This window comes from Thalassomonas sp. M1454 (genome assembly GCF_007097525.1).
GTDB lineage: Bacteria > Pseudomonadota > Gammaproteobacteria > Enterobacterales > Alteromonadaceae > Thalassotalea_A.
Map to the genome: position 1 here is coordinate 147,710 of NZ_VKDD01000009.1, position 26,653 is coordinate 174,362.

General features: G+C 37.4%; 28 protein-coding genes. 4 read left to right on the forward strand and 24 right to left on the reverse strand.

The features are described from left to right. Positions 1-86: 86 nt before the first annotated feature. The 17 genes from FNN08_RS15685 to FNN08_RS15765 all read right to left on the reverse strand — a co-directional run bounded on the left by FNN08_RS15685 (position 87) and on the right by FNN08_RS15765 (position 16,079). Positions 87-2,735, reverse strand: a complete 2,649-nt coding sequence (locus FNN08_RS15685; RefSeq protein WP_143587435.1) for a DUF6701 domain-containing protein — start codon at positions 2,733-2,735, stop codon at positions 87-89. Positions 2,736-2,737: 2 nt separating this feature from the next. Next, positions 2,738-3,163, reverse strand: a complete 426-nt coding sequence (locus FNN08_RS15690) for a hypothetical protein (RefSeq protein WP_143587436.1) — start codon at positions 3,161-3,163, stop codon at positions 2,738-2,740. Then, positions 3,153-3,929 (reverse strand): type II secretion system protein J, encoded by a 777-nt coding sequence (locus tag FNN08_RS15695; RefSeq protein ID WP_143587437.1) that lies wholly within the window; start codon positions 3,927-3,929, stop codon positions 3,153-3,155. The genes FNN08_RS15690 and FNN08_RS15695 overlap by 11 nt, the downstream gene beginning before the upstream one ends. Beyond that, positions 3,926-4,501, reverse strand: a complete 576-nt coding sequence (locus FNN08_RS15700; protein WP_143587438.1) for a prepilin-type N-terminal cleavage/methylation domain-containing protein — start codon at positions 4,499-4,501, stop codon at positions 3,926-3,928. The genes FNN08_RS15695 and FNN08_RS15700 overlap by 4 nt, the downstream gene beginning before the upstream one ends. Further along, complete coding sequence (locus FNN08_RS16605; RefSeq protein WP_143587439.1) at positions 4,491-4,964, reverse strand: type II secretion system protein; 474 nt, start codon at positions 4,962-4,964, stop codon at positions 4,491-4,493. The genes FNN08_RS15700 and FNN08_RS16605 overlap by 11 nt, the downstream gene beginning before the upstream one ends. A 187-nt stretch (positions 4,965-5,151) precedes the next feature. Further along, positions 5,152-5,637 (reverse strand): type II secretion system protein, encoded by a 486-nt coding sequence (locus FNN08_RS16610; RefSeq protein WP_143587440.1) that lies wholly within the window; start codon positions 5,635-5,637, stop codon positions 5,152-5,154. Positions 5,638-5,762: 125 nt separating this feature from the next. Continuing rightward, positions 5,763-6,377, reverse strand: coding sequence for a prepilin-type N-terminal cleavage/methylation domain-containing protein (locus tag FNN08_RS15715; protein WP_143587441.1), 615 nt, complete (start codon positions 6,375-6,377; stop codon positions 5,763-5,765). 76 nt (positions 6,378-6,453) lie between these two features. Then, a complete protein-coding gene (locus tag FNN08_RS15720; protein ID WP_143587442.1) occupies positions 6,454-6,933 on the reverse strand; it encodes a hypothetical protein in 480 nt (159 codons plus the stop codon). 4 nt (positions 6,934-6,937) lie between these two features. Continuing rightward, on the reverse strand, positions 6,938-8,167 hold the full coding sequence (locus tag FNN08_RS15725; protein ID WP_143587443.1) for a type II secretion system F family protein: 1,230 nt from the start codon (positions 8,165-8,167) through the stop codon (positions 6,938-6,940). Between the two features lie 11 nt (positions 8,168-8,178). After that, positions 8,179-9,891 carry a GspE/PulE family protein gene (locus FNN08_RS15730; RefSeq protein WP_143587444.1) on the reverse strand — a complete coding sequence of 571 codons (1,713 nt, stop codon included), beginning with the start codon at positions 9,889-9,891 and terminating at the stop codon, positions 8,179-8,181. Position 9,892: 1 nt separating this feature from the next. Beyond that, the gene (locus FNN08_RS15735; RefSeq protein WP_143587445.1) at positions 9,893-11,008 is read right to left on the reverse strand and encodes a tetratricopeptide repeat protein; all 1,116 of its coding nucleotides are present in this window, start codon (positions 11,006-11,008) and stop codon (positions 9,893-9,895) included. Continuing rightward, on the reverse strand, positions 11,005-11,907 hold the full coding sequence (locus FNN08_RS15740) for an ExeA family protein (protein ID WP_143587446.1): 903 nt from the start codon (positions 11,905-11,907) through the stop codon (positions 11,005-11,007). The genes FNN08_RS15735 and FNN08_RS15740 overlap by 4 nt, the downstream gene beginning before the upstream one ends. A gap of 3 nt (positions 11,908-11,910) precedes the next feature. After that, a complete protein-coding gene (mshL, locus tag FNN08_RS15745; RefSeq protein ID WP_143587447.1) occupies positions 11,911-13,593 on the reverse strand; it encodes a pilus (MSHA type) biogenesis protein MshL in 1,683 nt (560 codons plus the stop codon). A 10-nt stretch (positions 13,594-13,603) separates the two neighbouring features. Then, on the reverse strand, positions 13,604-13,912 hold the full coding sequence (locus FNN08_RS15750; RefSeq protein WP_143587448.1) for a hypothetical protein: 309 nt from the start codon (positions 13,910-13,912) through the stop codon (positions 13,604-13,606). Further along, complete coding sequence (locus FNN08_RS15755; RefSeq protein WP_143587449.1) at positions 13,905-14,570, reverse strand: hypothetical protein; 666 nt, start codon at positions 14,568-14,570, stop codon at positions 13,905-13,907. The genes FNN08_RS15750 and FNN08_RS15755 overlap by 8 nt, the downstream gene beginning before the upstream one ends. Continuing rightward, on the reverse strand, positions 14,570-15,172 hold the full coding sequence (locus FNN08_RS15760; RefSeq protein WP_143587450.1) for a PilN domain-containing protein: 603 nt from the start codon (positions 15,170-15,172) through the stop codon (positions 14,570-14,572). The genes FNN08_RS15755 and FNN08_RS15760 overlap by 1 nt, the downstream gene beginning before the upstream one ends. Next, on the reverse strand, positions 15,165-16,079 hold the full coding sequence (locus tag FNN08_RS15765; protein ID WP_143587451.1) for a hypothetical protein: 915 nt from the start codon (positions 16,077-16,079) through the stop codon (positions 15,165-15,167). Before FNN08_RS15765 ends, FNN08_RS15760 begins: the two co-directional genes overlap by 8 nt. Before the next feature lie 177 nt (positions 16,080-16,256). Here FNN08_RS15765 and FNN08_RS15770 point away from each other — a divergent pair, with 177 nt between their 5' ends. After that, positions 16,257-17,192, forward strand: coding sequence for a 1-aminocyclopropane-1-carboxylate deaminase/D-cysteine desulfhydrase (locus FNN08_RS15770; protein ID WP_143587452.1), 936 nt, complete (start codon positions 16,257-16,259; stop codon positions 17,190-17,192). Positions 17,193-17,299: 107 nt separating this feature from the next. On the opposite strand, the gene rplI is transcribed toward FNN08_RS15770, so the two are convergent. Genes rplI through rpsF form a run of 4 tightly spaced genes read right to left on the reverse strand, consistent with a single transcriptional unit; the run spans position 17,300 to position 18,730 of the window. Further along, a complete protein-coding gene (rplI, locus tag FNN08_RS15775) occupies positions 17,300-17,752 on the reverse strand; it encodes a 50S ribosomal protein L9 (RefSeq protein WP_143587453.1) in 453 nt (150 codons plus the stop codon). Positions 17,753-17,769: 17 nt separating this feature from the next. Further along, a complete protein-coding gene (gene rpsR, locus FNN08_RS15780) occupies positions 17,770-17,997 on the reverse strand; it encodes a 30S ribosomal protein S18 (protein ID WP_068544971.1) in 228 nt (75 codons plus the stop codon). Between the two features lie 10 nt (positions 17,998-18,007). Further along, positions 18,008-18,316 carry a primosomal replication protein N gene (gene priB / locus FNN08_RS15785; RefSeq protein WP_143587454.1) on the reverse strand — a complete coding sequence of 103 codons (309 nt, stop codon included), beginning with the start codon at positions 18,314-18,316 and terminating at the stop codon, positions 18,008-18,010. A gap of 6 nt (positions 18,317-18,322) precedes the next feature. Beyond that, the gene (gene rpsF, locus FNN08_RS15790) at positions 18,323-18,730 is read right to left on the reverse strand and encodes a 30S ribosomal protein S6 (protein WP_143587455.1); all 408 of its coding nucleotides are present in this window, start codon (positions 18,728-18,730) and stop codon (positions 18,323-18,325) included. A 622-nt stretch (positions 18,731-19,352) separates the two neighbouring features. On the opposite strand from rpsF, the gene gspD reads away from it, so the two are divergent. Further along, on the forward strand, positions 19,353-21,263 hold the full coding sequence (gspD, locus tag FNN08_RS15795; protein WP_185962696.1) for a type II secretion system secretin GspD: 1,911 nt from the start codon (positions 19,353-19,355) through the stop codon (positions 21,261-21,263). Positions 21,264-21,283: 20 nt separating this feature from the next. On the opposite strand, the gene rlmB is transcribed toward gspD, so the two are convergent. Together rlmB and rnr are read right to left on the reverse strand one after the other, a co-directional pair. Further along, positions 21,284-22,039, reverse strand: coding sequence for a 23S rRNA (guanosine(2251)-2'-O)-methyltransferase RlmB (gene rlmB, locus FNN08_RS15800; protein WP_143587457.1), 756 nt, complete (start codon positions 22,037-22,039; stop codon positions 21,284-21,286). A 25-nt stretch (positions 22,040-22,064) separates the two neighbouring features. Next, positions 22,065-24,470, reverse strand: coding sequence for a ribonuclease R (gene rnr, locus FNN08_RS15805; protein ID WP_143587458.1), 2,406 nt, complete (start codon positions 24,468-24,470; stop codon positions 22,065-22,067). 174 nt (positions 24,471-24,644) lie between these two features. Here rnr and FNN08_RS15810 point away from each other — a divergent pair, with 174 nt between their 5' ends. Next, complete coding sequence (locus FNN08_RS15810; protein WP_143587459.1) at positions 24,645-25,073, forward strand: cytochrome b562; 429 nt, start codon at positions 24,645-24,647, stop codon at positions 25,071-25,073. Further along, positions 25,073-25,726 carry a cytochrome b/b6 domain-containing protein gene (locus FNN08_RS15815; RefSeq protein ID WP_143587460.1) on the forward strand — a complete coding sequence of 218 codons (654 nt, stop codon included), beginning with the start codon at positions 25,073-25,075 and terminating at the stop codon, positions 25,724-25,726. Before FNN08_RS15810 ends, FNN08_RS15815 begins: the two co-directional genes overlap by 1 nt. Before the next feature lie 36 nt (positions 25,727-25,762). Here the strand turns inward: FNN08_RS15815 and FNN08_RS15820 are convergent, their stop codons facing one another. Continuing rightward, positions 25,763-26,629, reverse strand: coding sequence for a TraB/GumN family protein (locus FNN08_RS15820; protein WP_143587461.1), 867 nt, complete (start codon positions 26,627-26,629; stop codon positions 25,763-25,765). Positions 26,630-26,653 lie beyond the last annotated feature (24 nt).

Sequence of the window (26,653 nt, forward strand, 5' to 3'; positions counted from 1 at the left end):
AAAAAAATGTACATTTTAGTAAAACCTACATTTATTTTTTTAAAGTTCACTAAGTAGTTTTGCTTAAAAGCTTATTTCGTTAGCTATTACTTATCTATTTCTTTTTTGTTGATGATTCTTTTACCCTGATTAAAACGTCCGAATGTAGCCTCGGCGGTAGGATTTTCATTAAAGTCATTTTCATTCAACCAATCAGACTGCAACCAACTTGGCGCTTGATAGCCGACACCAATTTTCCCCACTTCATTAGGGGCTGTTAATTCTAAATCTATAGTTTCACCGGCATTAAAAGTAACCGAACTTGGCGTCTCATCAGTAACTGAGGTGCTATTAGGATCTAAGTCAGCTAAATCAATTAAAACCATCGATGACTCTGTAAATACAGTACAATTATCTTGGGTATTCAATAAATAACTACTACCATCAAAATACTCTAACTGCATTATTTGAGCTAAATTTTCAGTTTCAGGGCCAAAAGTATCTTGTAAGTTCCAGCGCCCAAATTTAATATTCAAACTAGCAGCAACACTTGCCTGCACAGCATTTACAGGGTCACCATTAAAATCAATAAACTCTGTAGAGACTCCATCACTGTCAACAACGGAAATTATTTCTAATGGGATGCTACTAATAAATGGAGCTATTTTGGCGTTGCTGTTTTTTGTATAAACAAAGTTGTCCATAGCACTGAATACATAATTAACATTTCCTGATAAAACCGCTGTTTCATTAGGCATTATCTCCCCTGCGCTAATCTGTGCAGTTAAAGCAACTAAAGATCCATCTTTACCAACTTGTACTTGATCAGTTAATGGCGCTGTAACCGTTACCGATGAAGGTGTTAACATCATAAATTCATTGATGTAGTTTTTAGTTACGGCGCCAAAAGCGTTATATGGTTCAATACGGATCTCAGGAGCGACTAGATAATGGATTGCACCTACACTTTGCGTAGCAGCATCCATTTCTCCGCTGTAAGCAAAATCATTACAACTTGTGGTTAAAGTGCCATCAATATCGGTAACTTGCATAAAATGATGAGGAGTAAATCGACCTATTGTTTGATTAGCACTACTGATGTTTTGCCCAAAATAATTTATGTCCCTTGCAGCTAAGGTAATTAACCCCACCTCAGAATAAGTACTCGTACTATCGATATACTCACCAGAGATAAAGCTAGCTGGCTCTATATCTGCCTTATTCCAATCACCATCAATAGCCACTAAGTTGATTTTGTCATTAAAGACTAAAGTACCATTAGCACCTAAAATCGGATCAATTGGCGCCGAACGTTCAGTGATTATTTCAATCGCATTAATAGTTTGTGGTTGGTAATTTGTAGTTATTGTGCCATCTGTACATTGCGCACTAATAGATACTGAAAACTCATTACCCGCTTTTTCATTAGCATTACCATCTAATAACGTATTATCCGTGTTATTTTTTCTAGCATTAACTTTAAGCTGAGTCGGATAAAAAGTTAATTCGGACTGCCCTTGTAGGTATAACCCGGCATACTCACCTGTGGTTTCAGTAAAACTAGAATTTAAATTAATTTTACCAGCATCTCCATAGCTAAACTGATTAATAACCGCCACACCTTGTTGATCAAATTCAAGTAAATATGACTTTTTAGTCCCTGGCTGAGCAAGTGCAGAGCCATTCATTACAGGTAGCTTGGTTCCTGAAGTTGGCAGGTTATAATTGAAATCAAAATCGATAAGTTTCTCACCAACTAAAGCACCTTCACATTGATTAGTGATTTGATTTTTTTGTACAGCTCGAAGCTGTAACTGCTGAATATCACAAGAAGGAGATGCAACTGTATCGATAACAAAACCAGCATCTGAAAAAATCACATCACAACTGCTAGAGCCATCGCCAGTATTTAAACAAACATAGTCACTAGCAAGAGCTAATGTAGCAGTATTTGGCTGTACATAAACAAAACTTGCACCTGTACTATAACCATTAACGATACTAACTGTTTGACCAATACCATTTACCGTTAAAGTAACATCTGTCGTAATTGAGGTATCAATAGTGCCACAAGTATTATCTGTACAAGCTCTGATCTCAACAGGTTCGGCTTCACATGTAAGACCAATACCATCATGGACAATTTGAAAAACGCCGATATTATCAGGTGGTAAATTTGGCTCTAAAGGTGTCTCTTCGCAAGGTCCCCAATTAGCAGGATCCGTGCTACCATCTGGTTTAGAACATATATTGCCCTCATTACCTGGATTTTCAACAATAGTTCCTGAATCAGGATCTTCTGGTTCAAAAGACCAATCTCCACCAGAATTATCATTATTAGTGTAGCGTAAGTAATGAACTAGAATATCAGTCCCATTTGGCCCATCTAATGTATTGGTATCTACTAATAAAATTTCTTGCAGCGTATTATGCAAGTCAACGTCATATAATATTAAAAATGTGCCCGCAGGGTAAAAACTACAATCAGTAGGATCCGCAACAAAGCTACATACTTCAAAAATTGTTTGGGCGTTCCCACCTTGGCCTTCTTCAATCAAAGTCCAATCAGTAACATCCACCCCTTCATTAAAATAAAGTTCAATATATGAGTCTGCAGAATTATTAACTTCGTTGATAACAACTTTCCCAACATGCTCAGAATTACCTAAAGTAACCGTTTCATCAGGTCCCGAAACTGCAACAAAAGAACTAAATACGCTAATAAGTATGCATAAAATTTTAAAGACTTTATTCATCACTATTGCCCTCTCGCATTAACTTCAATAGTGCGGTTGGCGGAAATATTCCCAGCATTACACAAGCCAGTAGTAGTTAAGGTAAAGTAAGTTACTCCATTTTCGGTAAACTCTTGGCATTGCACACTTTCGATAGCACACCCAATTAATCCAGGAGCAGAGTTTATATTTGGCACAGTTGCAGAGTTAACATCCGCACAAGAAGTATTAGATGCTGGTACGGGAAATAGTTTTTGTTGTGCCCATTGGTTACCAGTATCTGCAGCTAAATAAGCTCTAGTACCAAGCACCTCATACGAAATAGTTTCACTCGATACAGATATCATTTTTGCCATAACGGCAGCCAATACACTAAAGACAACAATCATAAATACTGCCATGACTAGACTCGCGCCATGTTGGCGTTTAGGTGTTTTACTATGGAACATGTTGAATATGCACTCCATTACTAAAAAACACACTTTCATTATTCTGACTGAAAGTAAAATTGACCTGCACTATGGCATCACTTTGCTGCTTGGCATCAAAGATAAAAGGCAAACCAGCACTAGTGTCTATATGCTCAGCCATTAACACACCGCCAGTTAAGATCGTTTGAACATTATTAAACCCATAAAACGAAAATCGCTCAAGTCGTCCTGTTTCAGCACAATAGCTTACTGGCTCACCAACAATAAATAAGTGTTGATTAGGAGAATCTGAAGCAAACGAAGTTGCACTAGCAAGGGTGATCTGCCAAGTGTTATTGGTGGTATCAACGCTATTAATTCTCTGCGCTTTATTTAAACTTAAATCATATGCATCACTTTCATCTATAGGATAAACAACAGCTCGGTCAGTATTTCTAAAATTATAAAAAGAACTGGCTTTAATCACTTCAATATCAGCACTTGCTAAATCACCATTGGCAGGTATATCGCTATAAACATGACTAGTTTTGATAGGGACAAACTCTAAACATTGACGATTGCCATCATCGATAATACGAATCGAGTTAGGTAAGGCATTACGCAGTTCACGATTTAATCTTTCAACGGCGAACCTAGCATCCGAAATTAAAGAATCGCGATTAGAAACATTCTGGTAAACATTAGAGCCGACATTGATAAAGCCAACAAAACCGACCGATATTATGCCTAAAATAGCTATCACTAAAACTAATTCAATTAAGGTAAAACCTTTTGCTCTAATCATTCGATATTTGCCTTGTAGTTGGCAAATGTAATAGGAGTACCAAGAGGTGTTGTTACCACAATGGTAATTCTTTTAACTAAATCTGTATTGGTAATTATATTACCTGAATAATCATCACTGCCGGCATCAAAAGTGCCATTGTAATTATTATCATAGGTAACATTGACGCTAACATTAAAGCCAAAGTATTGCTGGGCAATGTCTTCTCCTAGCGCATCACTCAAATTAGTTAAGCCATTAAAGTCATCAACATCATCAAAATTAGCCCTAGACTCTCCAGCTTCAGCCCGTAATTCATCATAACCAGTACAAGCAACAGCGCCTGTTTCATTACACCTAAGTAAACCGCCAGTTCTATCAGTATTTTCATCAAAAGATTTGGATGTGATTTCATTCATTAACGACTGGCCAAGCTCGGCCGCTCGAATTAAATGAATTTGGTCGGCACTTTGCTTTTCTCTTGGCAGCATTGCTGCCATCATAAATCCAATAGCAACCACCATAACAGTCATACCTATAACCAGCTCTATTAGGGTAAAACCTTGTTGGAATTTAGAGGCATTAACAGGCATGGACATAGCCCTCAGATTCAATACAAAGCCTAGCGGTATCTACATTATTAAATTCTATAACACATTGGTTGGAGCATTCGAATGCCCTTCCCCATGAATCAAAAGTTATTGTGCTTGTACTTAAAGAATTTATTGTTACTGATGAGCTTGCTGGAACAGCAAAGCCAACATTATCATCCTGCCAATTTGTTGCAAAAATTGTAGAAACGCAATCAATAGAGCGACCATAGGCTTTATTTTGAATAACAACTCTGTGACAGGCATTAGAGTCAGTTTGCTGCATGGCTTGTTGCTGCATTAAACGCAGGCTAGAAACCATCTGATCGCGATAAGCAAAGGAATCGAAATGACTAACACCTAATAATTTTGGCGTAGCAGTAATCGCTAGAATAGAAATGATTAAAATCACCACCACTAGTTCAATTAAGGTAAAGCCTGAAGATTTAGATTTATTACAACTCATCAACTACAGCATACATTCAGTTAGGTATAAATTAACCAATAAATTAATCACTTAGTTAACTTTTTTAGTATAGTTTAAGACTATAGCATATTGCAGAAAAAACATGCTTTACTAAATGTTACTTAATTTTCGGATACAAAAAAACCGCGACTAGCGCGGTTTAAAAAAATAATAAATTAAACTTTAATTAACAGCCTGGAATCAAGTCGGTACCTATTTTTGATTCTACTGAAGGTCGAGTTTCAGCATTGGCAACATTGTTATCATAATTTACAAAACAATTAGCCGTATCCGTTGCTCCGTTGTGTGTCCACGTTGAACCAGTACCTTGTGCGCCACTAGCAAAAACAATTTCTTCATCTGAAATCTCTACCATAAGTTCGATAGACTCATTTGTAGGCCAACCATAGTTTAACTCTATCTTAGTGCCTGCAACCATGATGAAATCATTAGTTGAACCATCCGTATAAGCCGCAGTTGCACCTTCTATTAATGCTTTAGCATGAGCAATATCAGCCGCCGAGTTTACTGAACCTTCAACACCTTCAATTACAGCACCACGAGCATCACCAGTTAAGTCAATAAACTTAGGGGCAGCTGTTGCAGCTAAAATACCTAGGATAACGATTACGATTACTAATTCGATTAGTGTAAAACCTTTGTTGTTGTTCATGAGAACCCCTTTAATAAAAACTTAGAATCTGTGTTAAATAATTTAATAAAGCCATTGTAAAGATTAAGTTAACAACTAACCGTTACAATTTGTAAAATCCAAGTAAAACTTCGTACTTACTGTAACTAATCAACAGGGTGATGAACTACAACATGGCTTGTTGCTGGTTGATAAGTAAAGTTATTACCTTCAGTCTCATCTTCAGGAGCAACATAATCATCACCTGATCTAACTAAACTTTCTTTTAAAAAGTATGCACAGTAACTTTGAGCTCCAGTACCTTCTAATGTTACGAAGTATTTATAACTATCAGAATCAACACCGTTAAGGTCATCAATGCTTGAAGTAAGTAACGGTGGTTGCTGTAAAATATTATTCCAAATATCAACACAATCTGTTGCAGATAACGACGTATCCCCTCCTTCTAATGCAATTGGGTAACCAGGACGTACTCCGTTAGCTTTATCTTCGGCAGTTAAAATTAAAACGCTACCATCGTAATCTACAACATTATTAGTTCCATCATTTTGTCGACCTTCGGCTTCCCATTGTGCTCGAGCTAATGAAACGGCTGTAGCAAAACCACCTGCCATCCCTTCAATATTAGCATCTTGAGCTTGCTCGGTAAGGTCAATAAATTTAGGTATTGCTGTAACCGCTAATAAGCCAAGTAGCACTACTACTATGACTAGCTCAATTAAGGTAAAACCTTGCGTTGCTTTAATTTTTGTATTTTTCATACTTATCTCAACTTCTTGTTATATTTCTAACTGTAATAGAGTTTCGATCAAAATCAAACTATTTTACAGCAAGCCATTAATTTTTATTAATTATTTTGCCAGTTGCACTATTATATTCAATATATTTTTTATCTGACAATTGATATCTACATACCCTATTTTTGTCTTTACTATTTAACTCTATCGCTATTAAAGGCGCATTTAACACTTTTAATTCACTTTCAGTAATACGTTCCCAAATACGAGCACACGCATTATGAGCAATGGTTAAATCTGGCCATCCATATTTATTAACCTTAAACGTTAATTGCTCAAAACTATCATTGCTACCTGGTTTTCGCGCTTTAATTAATACTTTATTCGGCTTACCTGTCATTAACCACTGTGAATGAATCAGGGTAACTTTACTGGTAAATGCCGCTGCGGCAGATGCCATTGCAGTTTTAACCAAGTCATCTTCATTTTTTTTAAAGTACAACCAAAACGTTGTCATTAAGATTGTTATAATCCCAACAATTAATAACCCTTTAATTTGTGGGACGTTATTACTCGACATAAGCTTAGCCTTGCACTGCTGAGTACATATCCCACATAGGTAAAAAGATCCCTAGCGCCAATATTAAAACCAATCCAGCCATAATACTGATTAAAATCGGTTCAATTTTGTCAGTTAAGGTTTTTAAATCATAATCAACTTCACGCTCGTAGTACTGAGCAACTTCTTCAAGTAACTTATCTATCTCACCGGTTTCTTCACCCACGGCAATCATCTGCAGTACTAACGGTGTAAACAGTCCACTATTATTTGCCGTTCGCAATAAGGTTTCACCGGTTTCGACTTTCTTACGCATATGTTTTACTTTATCAGCCATGTAACTATTACTAATGGCATCAGCCGTTAAACTTAAACCTAAAGTAATCGGCACACCAGTACGCAAGACTATGGAAAAACTATGAGCAAAACGGGCAAGATAAGAGCGTTCAATAATAGGTCCGACTATAGGGAATTTTAATTTTCGTTTATCCCAACTATATAAGCCATGTTCCGTAGCCAAATAGCGCTTAAAGATAAATACGCCGGTAAATATTGCCGCTAGCAAAAAAGCCCAATAATCGACAAAGAAATTGGAACTCGCAATTAACCACTGCGTAGCTAATGGTAATTCGGTTTGAAACTGTGCAAACATATTGGCAAATACAGGGATAACAAAAATATTTAAAACAAACATGGCGATAACAATGGCGATGACAACAAAAAATGGATAACGTATCGCTTGCTGAATATTTTTCTTAGTTTCATCTTCGCGTTCAAGGTACTGCGCAAGTTTGGCAAATGCCTCATCTAGCTGACCAGTATTTTCACCAACATGGACAATACTCGTAATTAGCTTGTTGAATATGTTGCTATGATTGCTCATTGCAATCGATAAGGTATGGCCGCGTTCAAGTTGTTCATTAATATCAATAAGAGCGTCTTTTAATGCTTCAGACCTTGTGCTTTCTGATAAACCTTTTATTGCTCTTAACAGTGGAACACCTGAGCGGGTTAGAGCATACATCTGCCGACAAAACATAATCATATCTACGGCTTTTACTTTTTTAGAGACAAAGTATTGCTGTAAATTTATTTCTTTATTCGCACCAACCTCTTCTTTAGCAGGTTTAATGGTGATAGGTATAATATTATTTTTACTTAATTGCTCAGCAACAGCAGAGCTAGAACTAGCATCAATAGAACCAGAGACTTGCTTACCTTCAGAATTTCGAGCGATGTAATGAAAAATTGTCATAATAATTTCAACTAATTAAGATCGATCATTTCAGCTAAACGTAACGTTTCTTCTACTGTCGTAATGCCATCTACAGCATAATCATAAGCACAAATTGCTAATGGCTTAAAATCAGGGCTTTGTTTGGCAATACGCGTAAACTCTTCGGTATCTTCACGCTTAAGCGCATTCATCATATCGGTATCTAACTCGAGTAACTCAAACACACCGATACGACCTCTATAACCACTATAATTACAAGATTGACAACCACTGCCGTGATAAAACGGTTTTATTTGTTTCTCACCGGTAAGGTTTTCTAACCAAATAGATTCTTGTGGTGTTAATTGATGCTCAACTTTACAACTGTTACAAATACGGCGTACTAAACGCTGGGCAACAATAGCACGTAAGGCACTACTCACTAAAAAGCCCTGAGCTCCCATATCGATTAAACGTATAGCACTAGTAATAGCATCATTGGTATGCAACGTTGATAAAACCATATGACCTGTTAATGCGCCTCGCAGACCTATTTCAACCGTTTCTGCATCACGCATCTCACCTATCATTAAAATATCAGGATCTTGTCGCAGGGCAGTTCGTAATACTCTTGAGAAAGTTAAATCAATTTTTGAACTCACCTGCACCTGATTTATCCGGTCAATTCGGTACTCAACAGGATCTTCCACTGTAATAATTTTTTTATCAGCACCATTTAGTTCCGATAATGCAGCATATAGGGTTGTTGTTTTACCACTACCTGTTGGCCCGGTAACTAGTACCATGCCATTTGAACGAGATATTTGCATACGTAATCGGGAAATTAAATGTGCAGGTAATCCGGTTTCTTCTAGCTTAATTAAACCGCCGGTTTGATCAAGTAGACGCATAACTACTGACTCACCAAATTGCACTGGCATAGTCGATAAACGTACATCAACTTCATGGCCTTTTACCCGCATATGAAAGCGCCCATCTTGTGGTAAACGCTTTTCTGAAATATCTAAACTGGCTAGTAATTTCAACTTTAACACTAGAGCTGAGGCGATCTTGCTTTGATTAATAATGTTTTCTTGTAAAACACCATCAACCCTTTGACGAATTCTTAATTTATTTTTTTCTGGCTCAATATGTACATCCGATGCGCGCATTTGTACTGCATCTTCAAATACCGATTGTAATAACTTATCAACAGTCGCGTCACTGCTATCGTCGTTTAAATTACCTGTTAGAAATTCTAAATCATTGCCGTCTTGATATTCTTCTTCAAGTTGGCTGGCAAATGATTCTATTTCAGCGGTTCGACGATATAAATTATCAAATGCATTAAAAAGCTGTGACTCACTCACTGCTGCAAGTTTTAAACTTCGCGGCGCTAAATACTGTTCTAGTTGATCTAAGGAGCCTAAATCGGCAGGATCACTCATGCCTAATAAGACAGAGTCATCATCATATTCAAGCACTAATGCGCGCAAACGGCGTGCATGTATTTCTGGTAATAACTCAACTACATCCGGAGAGATAAAACGCTGCGTGATATTGATAAAAGGAAGGCTTAATTGCTTAGCTAAAAATTGCAGTAATTGATTCTCAGTTATATAACCAAGATCTGTTAGTGAATCGCCTAGCTTGCGATGGGTAGTATTTTGTAGATTTAGAGCATGAGTTAATTGTTCATCAGAAATAATATTCTCTTGAACCAGTAAATCACCTAAACGCATTTTTAGTCTTGGTGTTGTCATGTTACTCCCCTAACTCAGCTAAACGTTGCTTGGCAAATTGTTTAGAATTCTTTGATAACCTATTACTTGCTATTGCTTCTTTATAGGCAACAATGGCTTGTCCATAGTCTTCATTACTGTCTAAAGAAATAGCCATTCCTAACCACCATAAGCCTTGAGTCGGTCGCATAGCCAATAGTTTTTGATATGCACTTATTGCTTCAACATGGTGATCAGTTTGTGCGGCTATATTTGCTAACGCTAGTTGGTACTCTAATAGTTTACTCTGTGAAAACTCATTTAATACCGCGAAGGCTTTGTCATTATTGCCTATGGTCGAGTATAAACGCGCCAGCATTAATCTATACTCTTCATTGTTAGGGCTTAGAGCCAAGCCTTGAGACAATAAATTAATCGCCTGATTATAAGATTTGCCACCAAACCATAAAGCCGCTAACTGTTTACGTGCTTGTACGTTATATGGGTCTAAAATTATCGCTTCTTCTAACCAAGCCTGCGCTTTATTAAGTTTATTATCATTTAAATATCGCTTAGCTTGGTTTAGTTTTTTTAGTGATAACTGCTGTGGCGTCAGTTCAACCTGAGAAATCACTAGGTTTTTATCTGAGCTTTTAGTTTCATCTGTTGTTGTAGATATCGTTATTGGCGTTACCGCTACAACTTCAACTTTATCATTTGATTCAACAACTACCGGCTGTTTTACTGGCTGAGAAGGTTTACTAACTACAGCTACCTCTTCAACTTTAGGGGTTTTAACCTGCTTAACTGTGTTAGTTTGCACTTTATCTTCAGGAGCTGGCGCAGCTATGTTCTTAGCAACAACTATGTTCGAGACTTCAGGCTCTGTAACTTTAATAGGAGGCGTTTGAGGTATGTTTTCAACTTTTGCAGTTGTGCTTTTTTCCGGCACAGAGTTTACATTTTCATTATTTAAGTTGTTTTGAATAAAATATGTGGCAGCGATGCTGATCGCCGCAGTAAATACAATTAATGTAATAATTAATTTATAGCTTGGAGTATTGGATTGCAAAACGCTAGCAGCATAATTACTTGCACTCTCATCTTGAGGTGCTTTACGCTGTTCCAAGTCTTTTAGCATTTCATTTATAACGCTCACAGCATTCCCTTAAAGTATCCAATTGCAATCACAAGCAAAATAATAGCCGTCGATATCATTACAACAGGCATTGTCATTCGACCTTTTTTTTCAACTGATTCAGTATCTTTTACAGCTAAATTTAGATCTTTTTTATTCACTTTCTGTTTGCCTTGCCCATAACTAAGCATCAGCATTTTATGACAAAGAACATTTACCAAACGAGGTATACCACCAGAGACTCTAGCAATACTTTTACAGGTTTGACTATCAAACAATGGCTCACCTTTATAACCAGCAATAGTTAGTCTGTGCCTAATATAGTTTTCAACTTCGGTATTGGTCATTGGCCTTAACTTATATGAAAAAGTAATCCGCTGTTTTAACTGACGAAAACGCTTTTCATTTAATCGTTCATCTAACTCCGGTTGAGCAAATAACACAACTTGTAATAGCTTTCTTGATTCTGTTTCTAAATTAGTAAATAAGCGTAAAGCCTCAAGACTTTCTTCAGGAAGCGCCTGTGCTTCATCTAAGATCAAAACTACAGAATGACCTTTACTATGTAACTCTAACAACCGCTCTTGAATACGCTGGCTTAATAGCTGCACATTCATGCGTTGTGCTTGTTTAACCCCAAGCTCAGTTGCTACCGCACGGCGCAACTCGTCAGGGTTAAGATATGGGTTTGGGATATAAGCGGTAACAAAGTGATCAGGTATTTCATTTAATAGCTTGCGACAAATAAGTGTTTTACCTGTTCCGACTTCGCCAACAACCTTAATAAAACCTTCACCATTTTTTAATGCCACTAACAAAACATTTAGCGCTTCATTATGCGGCTGCAAGCCCAAATAAAAACTTGTATTTGGTGTCAGAGTAAAAGGCAACTCTGACAAACCATAATGGTACAAATACATAACTTATTCGCTTTCAGGGAACCATTTTTGTAGTAGTGAACGGGCCTCTTTAATTTGGTCTTGCCAAGTTTCTTTGCCCACAACTACTGGTTTAAGCAGAATAACTAATTCTTTCTTAACAATACTTTCGCTACGGTTAGTAAATAACTCTCCTAAATAAGGGATATCACCTAAATATGGTGTTTTAGAGACAATATCTGTTTTACTAGACTCGATTAAACCACCTAACACAATTACTTCACCAGACTTAGCTTTGACAATAGTATCCGACTCTCTCACGCGTGAGCGAGCAAGCGGAAGCAATATCTCTTCTTGGTTAAAGCTCACGCTTTTAACTTGTTCAGAGGTAATGGTAACTGATGGATGAACATGCAAAATAACTTCGCCATCTTCATTAATTTGCGGAGTCACATCTAGTGCAATACCAGAGAAAAATGGCGTTAACTCAATTTCAGGAGTAACCGTAGTCGCATTACCAGTAATGGTTGTACTCGATATTTCGGTCACAAAATATTCATCTTCACCGACTTTAATTACTGCTTTTTGGTTATTTGTTGCGGTAACACGCGGGCTTGATAGTGTTTGCACCTTACCCTGGGTAGATAACAAGGTTAGAATGCCTGAAAAATCGGTTCCTTGAACTACGAAATTACCACCACCACCTATGGCGGTACTAATTGCATTGCCGGCAACATTACCTGAAGTTCCAAACCCTACGCTACCACTATCAACATCACCTATAGCAGCCCAAGAAATACCCTGCTGATAATCATCATTTAAGGTTACTTCCAGTATTTTAGCTTCAATAATCACTTGTCTGCGTAAATGCTGTTCAGACGTTTGAATAAACTCTTCTATTGCTTTAATTTCGTTTGGCAGAGCTTTAATTGTTATTAAACCCGCTTGTGGTGAAATAACGACATTTCGACCATCTTCAGTACCAATTAAAGATTGTAAAGTTTGCTCAAGCTCGGTCCAATAATCAGATTCATTTTCGGTAGAGATATTAATGCCACTTACCTGGTTTTGTGAACCACCCTGACCATTATTGCTATTATTTGAACTTGAGTTATTTGAGTTACCATTTTGGCCATTTTGATTACCGTTGCCACCGGCATTAGGATCATTGGTAGATACACCGCCAGAATTAATGCTAGTAGATGACAAACCTGCACGTTTTAAGAATAAATAATTTAATGGAATGGTTTGAGTACGCATGCCAGCAGGGTAAATTTGAATTACGCGATTAAATTTACGAATATCATAACCATACATATCTTGCACAATATCTAATGTTTCTTTAAGCGTAACTTCAGATAGGTTTAAAGTAATATTGCCCTTAACATCAGGGTGAACGGCAATAGAATAGTCACTATCAGCAACGATTGCAGAGAAGAAATTAGCGGCAGGAATTTGATTAGCAGCAACATCCATGCGTTTCTCAACCATTAAAGAATCACGAGCATCGGCTAAGCCTTGCTGCATAATATCTTGTTGCACGGCTAAAGGTATTTTAGACAAAGGTTTGGCTTTAACGGGTGCTTTTTCTTTGTTTATGGAATCATCTAATACGTCCATTGGCTCGTCTTGCGCGGCCTTTTTAGCATCTGGCTCTTCTGTAGTAGAACAACCAGCTAAGGTTAATACTGATGAACAAATTAAGCTTAATAACAAATGTTTTTTCATATTTTTCTACTTATTTAACCAAACCGTTTGCAAACAGGGAAAGTTCTATCGATTCTGATGAGCTTGTTAGGATGACGCTATTTTTTAATATATCAGTTACTTTGAACTCACCTAAGCTGTCACCAATGGCCAATACTTGATTATTAATCATGGCTTTTTTAGATTGTCCTGAAATTATCACTGAATAGAGTTTAAAGTTTTTTTGCACAGAATCTTTATCCAATGCAACCTTGGTAAATGGCTTCGTTGGGTCTAGTTCTTGCGCAGTTGCCACACTAGACAACATTAAAAGTATTAGCGTTGATATAATTTTAAACACCGATAAACTCCTTCTTGGTACTTAAACTATACATCTCTATATTCAGTTGCGCATTTGGGTATTCACTTACTGAATAATCGAATTCATGCCAATAGAATGACCAAGGCATATTTTCAACACTCTTCAGGTAATCTCTTAGTTGAAAGAAGTCTCCCTCAAGTGTTATACGAATAGAATGACGGTAAAGGTCTATCTGCTCGCTATTATTTTCAGACGGTTCTTTTGCAGATTGCGCAAGTAGAGTCTCGGCGGGTAATGACTCAAATGAAACTATCTTAACCTTGCTTAGGTTAAGTAAATTCTGCAATGCTTTACGCATTTCTTGTGGCGAGATTAATTCATTAGTTAAAGAGTATAATTGTTTATCCATACTCGCTAATTTTTGCTGATATAACTCGATTGACTGGTGCAACTCATCATTTGGGTTTTTGGCTATTTGCACCTGTGCTTTAGCAAGTTCCAAAGTTAAGGTCGAATTTTTACTTTTTAACTGAGTTAATGATTTTTTTACTCTGTTAGTTTTTGTTTGGTTATTTTCAAACACTAGTGAGTTAAACAATAAGAAAAAGATAATCACCCCTGAGAGTAAAATAATATACTGCTCTCGAGATGTTAATTTAGAGAATTTCTCAGATAATACAAACCATTGTTTTTGCATTATTTATTCTCCTTATCTAACAACCCAGAATAAACCACAAATTGTATATCACCACTGTCAGTTGCAGATAGATTAAAATGTGAAAAGTTTTTATTGGCCATGTAGGCACTTTGCGCAAAACCAGTTAACCAATTAGGTACAGAGTCAGCGCTACGAGCAAGGCCAGATAAATTAATTTTACCATTAGCAATATTTATTTTTTGTAAACTAATCTCTCTACTGTGATAGCTAGCAAGCTCCGTCATAATATCGGCAAACCCGCTTACTTGTACTTGCGTTTGATCGGTTAATTGGCGATGTAATATTTGCTTATTTTGGAAAACAAATTTCAACGTTGCTAACTTATTGGTTAATTTAGTATCAATACTGCGCGAGCTTAACACTTCTTCATATTGTTCTAATTGGTTAGTTAGCTGCACGTGTTTTTTATTTAGTTTTTGATATTCACTATTAATACTGGAGTAGTTATATTGAGAGTAAACTGAAGCAAGCACAAAGAGAATAAAACTAGCGGCCCATACTCGCACTACATTAGTTAAAGTTAACCAGGTTTTCTGTGCAACTAGTTCATCACGCAGTAAATTAATTCTTAATTTATTCACTCTGTTGAGCCTCCCTTATAGAAGTTTCAACAATAGCGCCAACACTTGCAGCGCAATGACGATGCTGAGCAAAGTCTGTATCTAGCACTAACTTCTCAACCTTAATATTGGCATTGGCATTTAACCGTTCAACAATAAAATCTTCATGCACTACTGGTAGTATTACTTGAATACTCGTTACTGGCGCTTGCTTTAATTGACGTTCAAAATAATCCAATGATTTTTGCAGTTCAATACTTAGAGAGTCGCAAATACCATTCATTAATTGCTCTTGCGAATAACCACCAATTTCATTAAAACCGCGTAAACGTCGGCTCAGATATATTTGTCCATTAACGATAATTAACAGTAATAAGTCTTCAAATGGTTGCTGACATAATAACAAGGTCGGTTTTTCTGATGCTTTAACTAAATTAGCAAAAGCAAACTCATCGGTTGTAATTCCGCTTAATTTAACCTGGTAACGTTTAAAGCTATCGGTGAATTTTTTAAGGTGAGATAAATTAGCGCAAACAACATTGATTTTTTGAGTACCAGCAACAACAACAGGAGAGTCCGAATAGTCAACAACCATATCTTCAGGCTCAATAGGTACTATATCTTTCACTAGCCACTTTAAAGCTGCGCTTATTTCATCATCAGGTAAGTCTGGTTTATCTATTTGTACGCTATGAAAATGACTCGAGGATAATACTAATGTGCCACGACCAGAAAAGGTGTGTGATGAAAGTAGCTCTTCAAGCCAATCACCAGCGCTATCCGTTGTTTCAGTAAAAAACTCATCTATTTGGCAAGTGCTAGTACTTTTATCAACCACAGCATAGCTACCAACTTGGCGCCTTAAGGCAATACCAAATTTGCTGGTTGAAGACTTTTTATTAAAAATCTTTTTTAATCCATTCAACATTTATTATTAGTACCCTGATATAGGTTTAGACTTCACCCTAGTCTTTTATTCATTATCGCTCAATTACCTTTTCGTGCAAGCGTTAAATTTTAAATTCCTATTATTAACACCAACCAACTCTAGCTATAATATACGAATAAAATCAGTAGATTATCAAATTGGACTAATTACCAAGCCATGACCAGTATATTATCAGCCATTAAACACCCTGTTTTTGAGCAAAAAGAACTTAATGTATTTATCAAAAGAGATGATCTTATCCACCCGATTATTTCAGGTAATAAATGGCGAAAGCTCAAACATAACCTATTACAGGCAAAAGCTGAGAATAAAAATACGATTATTAGTTTTGGTGGCGCTTTTTCAAACCATATCCACGCCCTAGCCTATGCTTGTAAAATTAATGATTTGAATTGTATAGGTATAATTAGAGGTGAACAGCAATACCAGAATAACTTTACCCTAAGCTGGGCAAAGCACTGGGGCATGCAACTTAAGTTTGTTGATAGAAAAACCTATAAACTACGTAATGATGAAAACTACCTGCAAGCGCTACAACAGCAATATCCACAGGCCATGATAGTTCCAGAGGGAGGCAGCAATACCTTAGCTTTAGAGGGAGTAGCTGAAGTTATCACTGAACTACTGCAGCAAGTTAACTATGACTATTTACTTACTCCTGTTGGCAGTGGAGGCACGCTCGCCGGATTAATTAAAGCAGATAGTAACCAGCATAAGATATTAGGTATAGCTGTGTTAAAACAAGATGGCTACCTTAAAGATGAAGTCAATAAACTGTTAGGCACAGAGCATAGCAAGTTTAATAACTGGCAGATAATGAACGACTTTCATCGCGGTGGTTATGGCAAATATAAAACTGAAGATGCGAGCCGAATATTAGACTTTATTAACACTTCAGGCATTCCTTTTGAGCCAGTATATTCAGGAAAAATGATTTTGGCACTACTCGACTTAATTACTCAAGATTACTTTCCTAAAGGCGCTACAATTGTACTTTTACATACCGGAGGCATTCAAGGATTGGGCGGTATGGCAGAAAGAGGATTAATAGATGCTAGCCTTTGGCCAGTTCCAAATAGGGTAGATATTTAATAGAAAGGCAAATGGGTTCTAGATAAATCCATGCATAAAAAAAGCACCGCAAGCGGTGCTTTTTTATTGCAAAATTTTAAATCAAATAATATTTGATAAAATTTCGATTAAGCTTCAGCGATAACAACAACGTTGATAGTTGCGTTTACGTCTGCGTGAAGGTGAATAACGATTTCGTTAGTACCAGTTTCACGAATTGAACCTAAAGGAAGACGAACTTCTGCTTTAGAAACTTCAACACCAGCTTCAGTAATTGCTGTAGCAATATCGTTAGTACCGATAGAACCGAACAATTTACCTTCGTCACCAGCTTTAGAAGCGATAGTAACTTCAGCAAGTTCTGCTAATTTAGCAGCGCGTGCTTCTGCAGTTGCTAGAACTTCAGCTAATTTAGCTTCTAATTCTGCACGACGTGCTTCGAAGTGTTCAACATTAGCTTTAGATGCAATAACAGCTTTACCTTGAGGTAAAAGGTAGTTACGTGCATAGCCAGATTTTACAGTTACCTGATCGCCCAGGCCGCCTAACTTGGCAATTTTATCAAGAAGTATAACTTGCATTTCAATAGCCCCTTAGGTTACTTGTGTAAATCAGTGTATGGTAATAACGATAAGTAACGAGCACGCTTGATCGCACGACCAAGTTGACGTTGATACTTAGCACTTGTACCAGTGATACGGCTTGGAACAATCTTACCACTTTCAGTGATATAGTTTTTTAATGTAGCGATATCTTTGTAATCGATTTCAGCTACACCTTCTGCGCTAAAGCGACAGAATTTACGACGTCTAAAAAAACGAGACATGGAGTTTCTCCTAATTAATCATTTCAATTTGTTGCGCATGTAACACCAAAATTGGATTACCATTTCTGGTTTCGTGACGGTTGATAAAACCACTCACTTGTATATTACTGCCAACAATTAAATCACGAGTTAAGTTTTGCGACCATTGACCTGTTGCTACCACTTGCATTCTTACGAATGCTTGCCGAGATAAACCATCTTCAGTTTGAGTAGAGCGATGCTCTAATGAAAACTTACAATGATGAATTCCTGCCGGGCTTGTTGATAATTGTGGAGATTTTACAACCTCACCTACCAACACAAGACAATTTTCAGTCACTAATTACTATTCTTCGCTTGCAGCTTCTTCAGCAACTGGTGCTGCAGCTGGAGCTTCTTTAGTAACTTCTTTTCTCTCGCGGCGGTCTTCACGACGTTCTTCAGCAGCCATTGGCGATGCTTCAGTTACAGCCGTTTTAGTACGCATGATCATGTTACGAATAACAACATCGTTGTAACGGAAAGAAGTTTCAAGTTCATCAATAACTGACTGTGGCGCTTCAATGTTCATAAGAACATAGTGTGCTTTGTGCAATTTATTGATTGGGTATGCTAACTGACGACGACCCCAGTCTTCAAGACGGTGGATCTTACCTTCAGCGGCAGTGATCATGTCTGAGTAACGTTGGATCATACCAGTTACTTGTTCACTCTGATCAGGGTGAACCATAAATACGATTTCGTAATGACGCATTACGAGCTCCTTACGGTAGTAGCCTTTTGCTGGCTCAGCCAAACACCAGTTAAAGGCAAGGAACAAAAAGTTCGGGCTGAATTAAGGACGCGTATTGTAGGGAAAATGAGCAGTTAAAGCAAGGATTTGTTTTGCCAGCCTAAAAATACATAATTAAAATTGATAAAAGCAGCCGAAAACACAATAAACAGTGTCAATATTTTTTACACATACAGCTTATCTAAAACCAACAAACACATATAAATCATTGTAAAAATAGAATATTTAAAGCTTGGCTCAATACCTGCTTTATTAAAACTTTTTGCACATTTGTTGAATTACTATGATTTATATTAAAGAAGGCTTTTTACTTTTATTACTACTTGGCATATTTTCCTTTATGCTTGAGCAAAGTAAAAGCAGCGAAATGAATGTAACTCCTTCTATAATTAGCAAAGGCGTGACGTAATACCAATCCCAATAAGTTTCTGCCCATGGATTACATAATTAATGGCAATGGCATAAGCAGAATAGTAATTAAGCGAATGCGACACAAGATTACACTTCAACTTATTAATTTCACAACTTAAATTGAACTACTACCGTAGGATCTATCTAATCTTTTTATTTAGGTTGCATCCCATTGTTTAATATACAAATAGCATTATTGCTTTGCTTACTTTTCTCATTTCCAAGCAAATCTCAAGAAAATCCTTTTTCGCCAAACTTTAATGGCACAGACATTGACCAGTTTATTAATGTTGTTGGTAAAAATTTACAAAAAACTATGGTCATAGACCCAAAAGTCCGCGGTAAGGTTTATGTGCGCAGTTATAGTAAGCTTGATAATGAGCAGTATTATCAATTTTTTCAAAACGTATTAAGCATATACGGCTACACAGCAATTGAAGAAGACAACGGTGTAGTTAAAGTCATTTTAAAAAAAGACGCCAAGAAACAAAACCTACCGATTGTAACTCAGCAAAATTCTATCAATGGTGACACCTTAGTTCACAAAGTCATTCACGTAAATAATATTACGGTTCGGGATTTATCACCTATGCTAAGGCAACTATCAGATCAAAGCGGAGGCGGTAATGTCAGCAGTTATAATCAAGCAAACTTACTACTGATAACCGGCAGCGCATCCGCCGTAGAAAAACTATCAAACTTAGTCGAATCTATGGATAAGTACGGCATAAGTTACACAGAGATAGTTCCAATCATTCACAGCTCTGCAATAGAATTGGCAACCATAATCAATGAAATGCAAAGTAACAGCAAAAAAGCAGAATACACCTCATCGAGAATAGTCGCAGATCAACGCAGCAATAGCGTTATTATCCAAGGTGACAAGTTAACAATAAATAAGTTAAAAGCTTTAATTAATAAGCTCGACAAAAAACTCGAATTAAACAGTAACACACGCATATATTACTTAAATTATGCGAATGCAGAAGAAGTTGCTAACTTAATATTAAAACTGCATAGCGATACTTTAGAAGGGGGAGCACAAGCACACACAACAAAGCTAAAAGTAGACTTTCATCAAGATACTAATTCTATTGTAGTTAAATCTGATCCTGCATTATTTAGCACAATTGAAACCATTATTAGAAAACTAGACATTCGTCGAGCACAAGTATTAGTGGAAGCAATAATCGTTGAAATCCTGGAGTCTGATGGCGTTAATCTTGGCGTGCAGTGGTACAGCGAAAATACAGGTATGGTGCAATTTAATAATGGCCAAGCTCCCATCGGTGGATTAGTTAACGCCGCGAAAAATGCAGACGATTCAGATGAAGTATCAACACAAAATAACGATGATGTATCTGACTTACTTAGCACAGTAACCGGTGGGTTGGTTGCCGTTGGCGACGACGACTTTGGCGCATTAATTCAAGCAGTATCAACCAATACCAACTCCAATATACTGGCAACGCCTAGTATTATAACGCTAGATAACGAAGAAGCTTCGTTCCTTGTTGGCCAAGAAGTACCTATTATTACCGGCTCAACCGCGGGAGATAACAACAGTAACCCTTTTCAAACCATAGAGCGTGTCGATGTCGGTACTAAGCTTACCGTTACCCCTCAAATTAATTCGGGTAATGCGGTACAGCTTATTATTGCTCAGGAAGTATCTTCAGTAAGTGGCTTGTCTGGCTCTGATATCACCATGAATAAGCGCACTATTAATACTACGGTATTAGCCGAAGATGGCAAGACCATTATTTTAGGAGGCTTAATTGATGAGGACGTACAAGAGGTTGAACAAAAAGTACCTTTACTTGGTGATATCCCTTATATTGGACGTTTATTTAGTTCAACCAGTAATAGCGTTAAGAAGCGTAATTTAATGGTCTTTATTAAACCATCGATCATCAGAACTCCAGATGATGCTAATGAAGTAACCCAGTTGAAATATACCGACATTCGTAATAAAGAAATTAGTCAAAATATGAAAGGTCTTGGCTTAATGCCAGATGCAGAGTTGCCGATTTTAAGCCCAATAGCTGCAGGTGCAGAAATAGAACAAGGTGCTAGTGAATAGCACCTTAAAATAAATAGCGCTTAACCTAATCGTTGACGTACTATTTCAAATAAACAAATACCAGAAGCTACCGAAACATTTAAGCTTGATACAGAGCCGGCCATTGGTAGTTTAACTAATTCATCGCAGGTTTCACGAGTAAGACGGCGCATACCCTTACCTTCAGCGCCCATAACAAGAGCCATTGGGCCTTGTAATTTGCATTCGTATAACGATTGCGTTGCTTCACCAGCAGTACCAATAATCCATACGCCCTGCTCTTGTAATGCTTTCATTGAGCGAGCTAAGTTGGTAACTTGCACTAAAGGTACAGTCTCAGCAGCACCAACGGCAACTTTACGCACAGTTGCGGTGATTTTAGCGGCATTATCTTTTGGCACAACAATCGCTTGCACCCCCGCAGCATCAGCATTTCGTAAACATGCACCAAGGTTATGCGGATCGGTTACGCCATCAAGAATAAGCAAAAAAGGTAATTCATTTTTGGCAAGAGTGTTTTCAACTATGTCTGATAAGTCGTTTTCAGTCAGCATTTTTGCAGCTTTAACGCGGGCAATAACACCTTGGTGTTGTTCACCTTCACTTTTTTCATCTAAAGCTTTGCGGTGCATAAACTGCACCGACACGCCATATTGGCGAGCCAGGTTAATAAGAGGGGTTACACGCTCATCATCTCGACCTTTCAAAAACCACACTTCAATAAAACGCTCTGGAGTGCGTTCCATTAAAGCCGTTACCGAATGGATACCAAATACTAACTCATCATTTTTTGCCATGTTTATCTTCTTTGTTTGTTACTATTTATTGCTTCATTTTCTTGCGAGCATTTTTGCCTGGTCGACCTTTGGCTTTATTACGCTTGCCCGCTTTTACTTTCTTAGCTGATTTAGGTTTATCTGAGCCTTGTTTACTTCGGCTAGATTTAGCTGAAGAGGGCTTACTGCCCTTTTTCGCATCTGATTTTTTGTCTAATTTTTTATTAGTGTTTTTCATTTTTTTACGTAAATCACGGCTACCATCAACCACGACATCTGCGCCACCTAATAATAAATCAATTTTCTTTTCATCTAAGTTAACCGCTGCAACTTGTACTTCAAGTAAATCACCAACATGGTATTTTTTCCCCGATTTTTCACCCACTAAACACATGCGTACTTCATCATGAGAATAAAAATCTTTTCCGAGCGAGCTAATGTGCACTAAGCCTTCTATATGGAAGTCTTGTAAACGCACAAAGAAACCAAAGTTAGTTACCGTTGAAATAACACCTTCAAAGGTATCGCCAACGTGGTCGCGCATAAACTCACATTTAAGCCAGTCAGATACATCACGAGTAGCATCGTCAGCGCGGCGCTCGGTCATTGAACAATGCTCACCAAGCTCAGTTACTTCTTTATCATCATATTGATAGAAGCCAATATTTACTTTATTCGCTTGCTGCTGTTCAAGTATGGCTTTAATAGCTCGATGAATAACTAAGTCTGGGTAGCGACGAATTGGCGAAGTAAAATGCGAATAACCCGGCAAAGACAAACCAAAATGGCCAATGTTTTCACTTTGATAAACGGCTTGCTTCATTGAACGCAATAACATGGTTTGTATTAACTCATGATCAGGTCGGTCAGCAATTAAATTAATGATGTCACCAAAGTCAGCCGAAGTTGGCTCATCTTTTTTCTTAATCGGCACACCTAGTTCGCTTAAGTAGCTTACTAAGTTGTTATATTTGTCTTCATTTGGCTTATCGTGCACACGATATAACCCTAGTTTTTGATGTTTTTCAACAAATTGTGCTGTAGCAACGTTAGCTAAAATCATACATTCTTCGATGATTTTATGAGCGTCATTACGAACAACAGGCTCTACTGAGTCTATTTTTCTGTCAGCATTAAAAATAAAACGAACTTCTTCGGTTTCAAATTCAATTGCACCACGCTCACGACGTGCAGCAAGTAGCGTATGGTACATCGCATGCAATTGTTCTAAATGAGGAACTAAAGCTTGGTGTTGACTACGTAACTCAGTATCGCCCTCTAAGATTGCGGCAACATTGGTGTAGGTAAATCGAGCGTGTGAACGCATAACTGCAGGGTAAAACTCTGCAGAAGTTAATTTCCCCTGAGCATTAATACTCATTTCTGTCACCATACATAAACGGTCAACATCGGGGTTTAATGAACACAAGCCATTTGATAAGACTTCTGGCAGCATAGGAATTACTTGCTGTGGGAAATAAACCGAGTTGCCACGCTTTATAGCTTCTCCATCAAGGGCAGTACCAGGTCGCACATAATAGCTAACATCAGCAATAGCAACCCATAAAGTCCAGCCACCATTTTCATGCTTTTGACAGTACACCGCATCATCAAAATCTCTGGCATCTTCACCATCAATGGTTACTAATGGTAATTCGCGTAAATCTATACGGCCATTTTTAGCAGCATCATCAACTTCGGGGGGTAATGTTGAAATTTCAGCAAGCAATTCACTTGGCCACTCGTGAGGAATATCATGTTGATGCAGAGCAACTTGGATCTCCATTCCTGGTGCCATATGCTCCCCAAGAACTTCAACCACTTTACCTACTGGGCCACTATGCTTGCTTGGACGTTGAATAATTTCAACAATAACCATTTGCCCTTGGCGAGCAGCTAAACGCTTTTCAGCAGGGATAATAATTTCATGATTTATTTTGGCGTCTTCAGGGATCACGGTAATTACTGATTTATCAACAAATAAGCGACCAATGATCTTATCTTTTCTAGGCTCTAATATATCGAGTACTTTTACTTCTTGACGGCCCTTGCTGTCATCACTTGCAGTAACTCGAGCTTCAACAACATCACCATGAATTAATTTACGCATTTCATAGTAAGGAATATATAAGTCTTTATCGCCTTCATCTGGTTTTAAAAAACCAAAACCATCACGATGACCTATAACGACACCTGTGATTACTGATGACTTAGTAGCAACAGCATATTGCTTGAACTTAGTAAAAACTAGCTGACCAGCATTTTCCATCGCCCTTAAACGGCGCTTTAACCCTACCGCGGCATCATCTTTGTATTGCAACTCTTTACACAATTGCACAAAAGACATTGGATGTCCTTTATCTTCGAGTAAAGCTAATAAGAATTCACGACTCGCAATAGGCTTGTCGTACTTGGCGGATTCACGCTGATGATGTGGGTCTTTATGTTTCACTAGTTTATCTATTTAAGTTTTTTTTAAGTATATCAGTAATTAGCTCAATTAAGATGAAAAATTTAATCACCTGCTAAGCTGACTATCTAAGCTAACAACCATGTTAAAATTATTGTTGCAGTATTTCACAACAGATTTACAATAACCCTTTAAAATTAATAATAACGGATCATTATGAAGAAAATATTACTTACCCTAGCTTTATCATTTACCACATTAGTTTCAGCGCACGCTGCGCACCCACAATGTGGTGAAACAGAGCTTGCAAAAATCATGGGCGAGATGAAAGATGACATGAAAGCAATTAAAGGTGCAGCTAAATCAAATGACACCATTAAAGTATCTGCTTTAGCTCAAGATCTTCTGATTACAGTACGAAAAGCAGATGATTATGTACCTCTAGTAATTTCAGACAAAAAAGAGTTAACTGCCGCTCAACAAGCAGAGTTTGATGACTACAAAAAAGGTATGGCTGCACTAGAAGATGCCGTGACTGAATTAACTATGGCAAAAACTGCTGATGAACAAAAAGCAGCTCTTGGCAAAATCGGTAAATCAGCTAAAAAAGGTCATAAAGCCTTTAAAATGGATTGTGACGATTAATGCAAAAGGTAAAAGTTTGGGATAGATTTACCCAGATTTTCCATATAAGCCAGCTTATTTTGCTGGCTTTATTATGGTATAGCGGCGAAGAAGCTAATTTTGAACTGCATTTTATCTGTGGCTTTATCTTATTAGCTTTGTGGTTAACCCGCATAACATGGGGTTTTATTGGCAGTGACACCTCTAAATTTGCCAACTTTATTAAAAGCCCTTTAAAGGTTATTAAAGCGTGGTGTGACAATACCATAACAGAGCCGCACAGCGGCCATAATCCAGTTGGTGGTTATATGGTATTAGCCTTATTAGCGACCATTGGACTGCAAATAGTAAGTGGCTTATTTTCTAGTGACGACGTGTTTAGTGAAGGCCCTTTATACGCCATGGTAAGTGACTCTTTAGCTTCTACTATGGACTCTTTACATCACTCAAACTTTGATATTTTATTAGTGTTAGTTGTATTGCATGCACTGGCGGGAGTTTTCCATGTATTTCGTGGTGACAATGTTATAGCTGCAATTATCACAGGTAATAAAACCTTTGCTAATGTAAAAGCAAAAGCACCTAACATTAAAGGTGCATTATTGCCTTTATCTTTATGGATAATCCTTTCTTCAGGTTTATATTATTGGGGCATGCAAGCTTCCAGCTATTAACCTCTCTAACTATAAAGCCCTTAATTATTAAGGGCTTTATAGTTGTGTAACTTTATAGCCTTTACTTTGCAATTGTTCAATTAAGCCATCTTTACCGACTAAATGCATAGCACCAACAAGCACAAATTCAACTTCACTGGTATTAAAATATTGCTCAATATGTGGCATCCAATTATTGTTGCGCTCAATAATTAACTGTTGATAAGATTTCGGAAACTCTTGTTGCCACTCTTTGCCACCAACCTCAAATAACTTGTCACCATCACCAGATCGCCAAGCATCTTTCATTTGCTGAAGCACCGTTGGCAGTTTATCCATATCATTTAAGGTATAGTTTATAAGCTCATCTTCATGACCTTTACCCATATTTGCTAAGTAATTAATTTGCTCTTCTGGCTTTTCTAAAAACAAAAATTGTTTTGAATCATTTAAGCCCCGTTGAGCATAAAATGCATCCACACCAGTACCACTTAACTTAAGACGTTGCAGTTCAAACATAGTTAAAGCGATTGATAGCATTGCAGGTTTAAATACTTGCATGTTTGAAGCCGGGATCCCTCGAGTAGCCATATATTGATTTAACTTGTTTACTGTTTCAGGCTTTAATTCATCGGCATAGGTTCGACCATCTTGATAGGTTAATTCTTTCATCATAGCTTGTTGAAACTTTTGAGTTTGAGCTTGGCTCATATCCATTTCAAACACTAAGGTTGCAGCTTGCTCGTACGCTGTTTCAAAGGCTTTAGGCAAAGGATAGTCACTCTGACTGAGAACATGTACAGTGCCACCTAAATAGACTGTCTTACCTGATTTTGTTACCTGCCAAACTGGCGAGTCGGCAAGGCTGTTATAACTAAATGTAAGTAATATAAAAGCTGAAGTAATTTTCCATAATTTATTCATGATGCGTCCAAGTTAAGTTTGCTC

Excerpts from the sequence above, each read along its gene's own strand:
- FNN08_RS15685 (WP_143587435.1), bottom strand. The coding sequence starts at position 2,735 with ATGAATAAAGTCTTTAAAATTTTATGCATACTTATTAGCGTATTTAGT.
- FNN08_RS15690 (WP_143587436.1), bottom strand. The coding sequence starts at position 3,163 with ATGTTCCATAGTAAAACACCTAAACGCCAACATGGCGCGAGTCTAGTC.
- FNN08_RS15695 (WP_143587437.1), bottom strand. The coding sequence starts at position 3,929 with ATGATTAGAGCAAAAGGTTTTACCTTAATTGAATTAGTTTTAGTGATA.
- FNN08_RS15700 (WP_143587438.1), bottom strand. The coding sequence starts at position 4,501 with ATGCCTGTTAATGCCTCTAAATTCCAACAAGGTTTTACCCTAATAGAG.
- FNN08_RS16605 (WP_143587439.1), bottom strand. The coding sequence starts at position 4,964 with ATGAGTTGTAATAAATCTAAATCTTCAGGCTTTACCTTAATTGAACTA.
- FNN08_RS16610 (WP_143587440.1), bottom strand. The coding sequence starts at position 5,637 with ATGAACAACAACAAAGGTTTTACACTAATCGAATTAGTAATCGTAATC.
- FNN08_RS15715 (WP_143587441.1), bottom strand. The coding sequence starts at position 6,377 with ATGAAAAATACAAAAATTAAAGCAACGCAAGGTTTTACCTTAATTGAG.
- FNN08_RS15720 (WP_143587442.1), bottom strand. The coding sequence starts at position 6,933 with ATGTCGAGTAATAACGTCCCACAAATTAAAGGGTTATTAATTGTTGGG.
- FNN08_RS15725 (WP_143587443.1), bottom strand. The coding sequence starts at position 8,167 with ATGACAATTTTTCATTACATCGCTCGAAATTCTGAAGGTAAGCAAGTC.
- FNN08_RS15730 (WP_143587444.1), bottom strand. The coding sequence starts at position 9,891 with ATGACAACACCAAGACTAAAAATGCGTTTAGGTGATTTACTGGTTCAA.
- FNN08_RS15740 (WP_143587446.1), bottom strand. The coding sequence starts at position 11,907 with ATGTATTTGTACCATTATGGTTTGTCAGAGTTGCCTTTTACTCTGACA.
- mshL (WP_143587447.1), bottom strand. The coding sequence starts at position 13,593 with ATGAAAAAACATTTGTTATTAAGCTTAATTTGTTCATCAGTATTAACC.
- FNN08_RS15755 (WP_143587449.1), bottom strand. The coding sequence starts at position 14,570 with ATGCAAAAACAATGGTTTGTATTATCTGAGAAATTCTCTAAATTAACA.
- FNN08_RS15765 (WP_143587451.1), bottom strand. The coding sequence starts at position 16,079 with ATGTTGAATGGATTAAAAAAGATTTTTAATAAAAAGTCTTCAACCAGC.
- FNN08_RS15770 (WP_143587452.1), top strand. The coding sequence starts at position 16,257 with ATGACCAGTATATTATCAGCCATTAAACACCCTGTTTTTGAGCAAAAA.
- rplI (WP_143587453.1), bottom strand. The coding sequence starts at position 17,752 with ATGCAAGTTATACTTCTTGATAAAATTGCCAAGTTAGGCGGCCTGGGC.
- rpsR (WP_068544971.1), bottom strand. The coding sequence starts at position 17,997 with ATGTCTCGTTTTTTTAGACGTCGTAAATTCTGTCGCTTTAGCGCAGAA.
- rpsF (WP_143587455.1), bottom strand. The coding sequence starts at position 18,730 with ATGCGTCATTACGAAATCGTATTTATGGTTCACCCTGATCAGAGTGAA.
- rlmB (WP_143587457.1), bottom strand. The coding sequence starts at position 22,039 with ATGGCAAAAAATGATGAGTTAGTATTTGGTATCCATTCGGTAACGGCT.
- FNN08_RS15810 (WP_143587459.1), top strand. The coding sequence starts at position 24,645 with ATGAAGAAAATATTACTTACCCTAGCTTTATCATTTACCACATTAGTT.
- FNN08_RS15815 (WP_143587460.1), top strand. The coding sequence starts at position 25,073 with ATGCAAAAGGTAAAAGTTTGGGATAGATTTACCCAGATTTTCCATATA.
- FNN08_RS15820 (WP_143587461.1), bottom strand. The coding sequence starts at position 26,629 with ATGAATAAATTATGGAAAATTACTTCAGCTTTTATATTACTTACATTT.